At 71.2% G+C, this 4,094-nt stretch carries 3 protein-coding genes; 2 read left to right on the top strand and 1 reads right to left on the bottom strand.

The window, feature by feature from the left end:
* Positions 1-16: 16 nt before the first annotated feature.
* Positions 17-682: a ferredoxin reductase gene (locus AB0H83_RS33770; RefSeq protein ID WP_360102188.1), complete on the top strand. Its 666-nt coding sequence runs from the start codon at positions 17-19 to the stop codon at positions 680-682.
* 7 nt (positions 683-689) lie between these two features.
* Here AB0H83_RS33770 and glnA read toward each other — a convergent pair whose 3' ends face one another.
* Positions 690-2,042, bottom strand: a complete 1,353-nt coding sequence (glnA, locus tag AB0H83_RS33775; protein WP_360102169.1) for a type I glutamate--ammonia ligase — start codon at positions 2,040-2,042, stop codon at positions 690-692.
* A 196-nt stretch (positions 2,043-2,238) separates the two neighbouring features.
* Here glnA and AB0H83_RS33780 point away from each other — a divergent pair, with 196 nt between their 5' ends.
* Positions 2,239-3,963: an NAD+ synthase gene (locus tag AB0H83_RS33780; RefSeq protein WP_360102170.1), complete on the top strand. Its 1,725-nt coding sequence runs from the start codon at positions 2,239-2,241 to the stop codon at positions 3,961-3,963.
* The last annotated feature ends 131 nt before the right edge of the window (positions 3,964-4,094 follow it).

The following is a 4,094-nucleotide window of genomic DNA, read 5'->3' on the forward strand; positions in this document are numbered from 1 at the left end:
GAGCTGGAGAAAGGCGGTGCTGTCCGCGGCGACGTTCGAGACGCCGACGGCGCGGACGCTGACCTTCGACGTGCCCGACTGGCCCGGGCACCTGCCGGGCCAGCACGTCGACGTGCGGCTCACCGCCGAGGACGGGTACACCGCCCAGCGCAGCTACTCCATCGCGTCCGCGTCCGGCCTGCAGATCACCGTCCAGCGCCTGGAGGACGGCGAGGTCAGCCCGTTCCTCACCGACGTGTACGAGGTCGGGCAGCCGGTGGAGGTGCGCGGGCCGATCGGCGGCTGGTTCGTCTGGCGGCCCGCCGACCCGGCACCGGTCCAGCTCGTCGCGGGCGGGTCCGGGATCGTGCCGCTGATGGCGATGATCCGCTCGCGCGCCGAGCTGGGCGTGCGCACCCCGTTCCGGCTGCTGTACTCCGCGCGCACCCCGCAGGACGTGATCTACGCCGACGAGCTGCGCCGGCGCGCCCGCGACGACCGGGGCCTCGACGTGCAGTACGTGTACACGCGGGTCCGCGGCTCCCGGGTCGGCGTCGCCGACGTCAACACCCACGCATGGCCGGCGGACTTCCAGCCGGCGGTCTTCGTGTGCGGGCCGACCGGCTTCGTGGAGACGGTGGCGGACATCATGGTGGCGCTCGGCCATGACGCCAGGAGCGTCAAGACCGAGCGCTACGGCTGACCGGCCGTTACATGATCCCCAGGTAGCGCTCGCGCTCGAAGGGGGTCACGACCCGGCGGTACTCTTCCCACTCGGTCCGCTTGTTCTTGAGGAAGAAGTCAAAGACGTGCTCGCCGAGGACCTCGGCGACCAGCTCGGAGCCGGCCATCGCGTCGACCGCCTGGGACAGGTTCTCCGGCAGCGACTCGTAGCCGGCGGCGCGCCGCTCACCGTCGGTGAGGGCCCACACGTCGTCCTCGGCGCCCGGGGGCAGCTCGTAACCCTGCTCGATGCCGCGCAGGCCGGCGCCGAGCATCACCGCGTAGGCGAGGTACGGGTTCGTCGCCGAGTCCAGCGAGCGGACCTCGACGCGGGCCGAGTTGGGCTTGCCGTAGGCGGGCACCCGCACCAGCGCCGAGCGGTTGGTGTGGCCCCAGCAGACGTACGCCGGCGACTCGGTGATCCGGTTCGCCAGGGTCTGCGGGAACAGCCGCTTGTAGGAGTTCACCCACTGGTTGGTGATCGCCGTGTACTCCCGGGCGTGCACCAGCAGGCCCGCGATGAACGCCTGGCCGACCTTTGAAAGTTTCATCGGGTCGCTGGCGTCGTGGAACGCGTTGCGCTCCCCCTCGAACAGCGACAGGTGCGTGTGCATGCCGCTGCCGGGCTGGTCGGTGAACGGCTTCGGCATGAACGTCGCATGCACCCCGTGGGAGAGCGCGACCTCCTTGATGACGTGCCGGAACGTCATGATGTTGTCCGCGGTGGTCAGCGCATCGGCGTAGCGCAGGTCGATCTCCTGCTGGCCGGGGGCGACCTCGTGGTGGCTGAACTCGACGGAGATGCCGATCCGCTCCAGGGCGAGGACCGCCTGGCGGCGGAAGTCGCGGGCGACGGCGTGGGTGGTGTGGTCGAAGTAGCCGCCGGTGTCGACCGGGACCGGCAGCGCCCCGTGCTCGCCCAGCGACTCGAGCAGGAAGAACTCGATCTCGGGGTGGGTGTAGAAGGTGAAGCCCTTCTCCGCCGCCCGCGACAGCGCCCGGCGCAGCACGTGGCGCGGGTCGGCCCAGGACGGCGACCCGTCGGGCAGGGTGATGTCGCAGAACATGCGGGCGGACTCCCCCGACATGCCCCCCTCGAACGGGAAGACCTGGAACGTCGTCGGGTCGGGCATGGCGACCATGTCCGACTCGTACACCCGGGCGAAGCCCTCGATCGCCGAGCCGTCGAAGCCGATGCCCTCCTCGAAGGCCGACTCGAGCTCGGCCGGCGCGACCGAGACGCTCTTCAAGGTGCCCAGCACGTCGGTGAACCACAGACGCACGAAGCGGATGTCGCGCTCTTCGAGCGTCCGGAGCACGAACTCCTGCTGACGGTCCACGGTGGTTCCCCCACGAGCTGCGGTGTCTACGGGCCAATTCGGGCAAGTCTCGCCCGAAGGTGTTACGCACAAGTTACCGGACCTGCCTATGCCGCCCGGCACTGGTGTGAACGTCCTGTGTCGGGCGGGCCGCCACCGGGACACTGGAGCGAAGGTCACAGGCGCACCGGCGGCGGGTCTGGTCCACACTTGAGGCATGCCCCGGTTGCGCCTCGCGCTCGCCCAGATCGACCCGACCGTCGGTGACCTGCCCGGCAACGTCTCCCTGGTACACGGCTGGACCAGCAAGGCCGCCGGCGCCGGCGCGCACGTCGTGGCGTTCCCGGAGATGATGCTGACCGGCTACCCGGTCGAGGACCTGGTGTTCCGCAGGTCGTTCGTGGCCGCCTCCAAGCGCGCCGTCGACGACCTCGCCGCCCAGCTGGCCGCCGACGGCCTCGGCGAGACCGTCGTCATCGTCGGCTACCTCGACGCCGACGAGGTCGGCCCGCGCAACGCGCTCGCCGTGCTGCACCGCGGCAAGCAGGTCGCCACGTACTTCAAGCACCACCTGCCCAACTACGGCGTCTTCGACGAGGACCGCTACTTCGAGCCGGGCGACACCCTCACCGTCGTGCGGGTCGGTGGCGTCGACATCGCCCTCACCATCTGCGAGGACCTATGGCAGGAGGGCGGCCCGTTCGCCGTCGCCGCCGCCGCGAAGGTCGGGCTGGTCGTGAACATCAACGGCTCGCCGTACGAGCTGAACAAGGACGACACCCGGCTCGCCCTGGTCGCCCGCCGGGCCGCGGAGGCGCGGGCGACGGTCGCCTACGTCAACACCGTCGGCGCCCAGGACGAGCTGGTCTTCGACGGCGACTCGATGGTCGTGCGCCCCGACGGTTCACTGATCGCCCGGGCGCAGCAGTTCGCGGAGCAGCTGATGGTCCTCGACCTGGACCTGCCCGCCGCCGAGCCGACCCCGCCGGCCGTCGACAGCGCCGAGATGCGGGTCGTCAACGTCCTCATCTCCGACAGCGTGGCGGACAGCGGCCAGCCTGCGCCCGCGCCGGAGATCGCCGCCCGGGTCACCGACGAGGCCGAGATCTGGCAGGCGCTGGTGCTCGGCCTGCGCGACTACGTGCGCAAGAACGGCTTCCGCGGCGTCGCGATCGCCCTGTCCGGCGGCATCGACTCGGCCGTGGTCACCGCCATCGCCTGCGACGCCCTCGGCCCCGACAACGTCACGGCCGTGTCGCTGCCCAGCGAGCACTCCTCGCAGCACTCCAAGGACGACGCCGAGGACATGGCCCGCCGTACCGGCCTGGACTACCGCGTCGAGCCGATCCAGCCGATGGTCGACAGCTTCCTGGCCAACATGGCCCTGTCCGGCCTCGCCGTGGAGAACCTGCAGGCCCGCGTCCGCGGCGTCATCATGATGGCGATCTCCAACCAGGAGGGCCCGCTCGTGCTGACCACCGGCAACAAGAGCGAGCTGGCCGTCGGCTACTCCACCCTGTACGGCGACTCGGTGGGCGCGTTCAACCCGCTCAAGGACGTACCGAAGACCCTGGTGTGGAAGCTCGCCCGCTGGCGGAATGAGGAGGCCGAACGCCGCGGCGACGTGCCCCCGATCCCGGAGCGCTCGATCACCAAGCCGCCCAGCGCCGAGCTGCGCCCCGGCCAGCTCGACGCCGACTCCCTGCCCGACTACGAGGTCCTCGACGCGATCCTCGCCGGCTACGTCGACGGCGACCTCGGCCGCGACGACCTGGTCGCCGCCGGCCACGACCCCGCCCTCGTCGACCGCACCCTGCGCATGGTCGACCTGGCCGAGTACAAGCGCCGCCAGAGCGCCCCCGGCACGAAGATCTCCATCAAGGCCTTCGGCCGCGACCGCCGCCTCCCGATCACCAACCGCTTCCGCGAGAACGGTTCCTAGCTTCGGGCGGCAGTCTCTAGCTTCGGCGGCTGTCGCCGGGCCGGCCGGGGGGTTCCCACCCCGGAGCCCCCCATGCTCGCTGCGCTCGCACTGCCTGCGCTGGCGCGCGGCAGCCTCACGCGCGTGCGCGC

Origin of the sequence: Dactylosporangium sp. NPDC050688 (assembly GCF_040654515.1) — a bacterium.
In the GTDB taxonomy this organism is placed as follows: Bacteria; Actinomycetota; Actinomycetes; order Mycobacteriales; family Micromonosporaceae; genus Dactylosporangium.

Excerpts from the sequence above, each read along its gene's own strand:
- AB0H83_RS33780 (WP_360102170.1), top strand. The coding sequence starts at position 2,239 with ATGCCCCGGTTGCGCCTCGCGCTCGCCCAGATCGACCCGACCGTCGGT.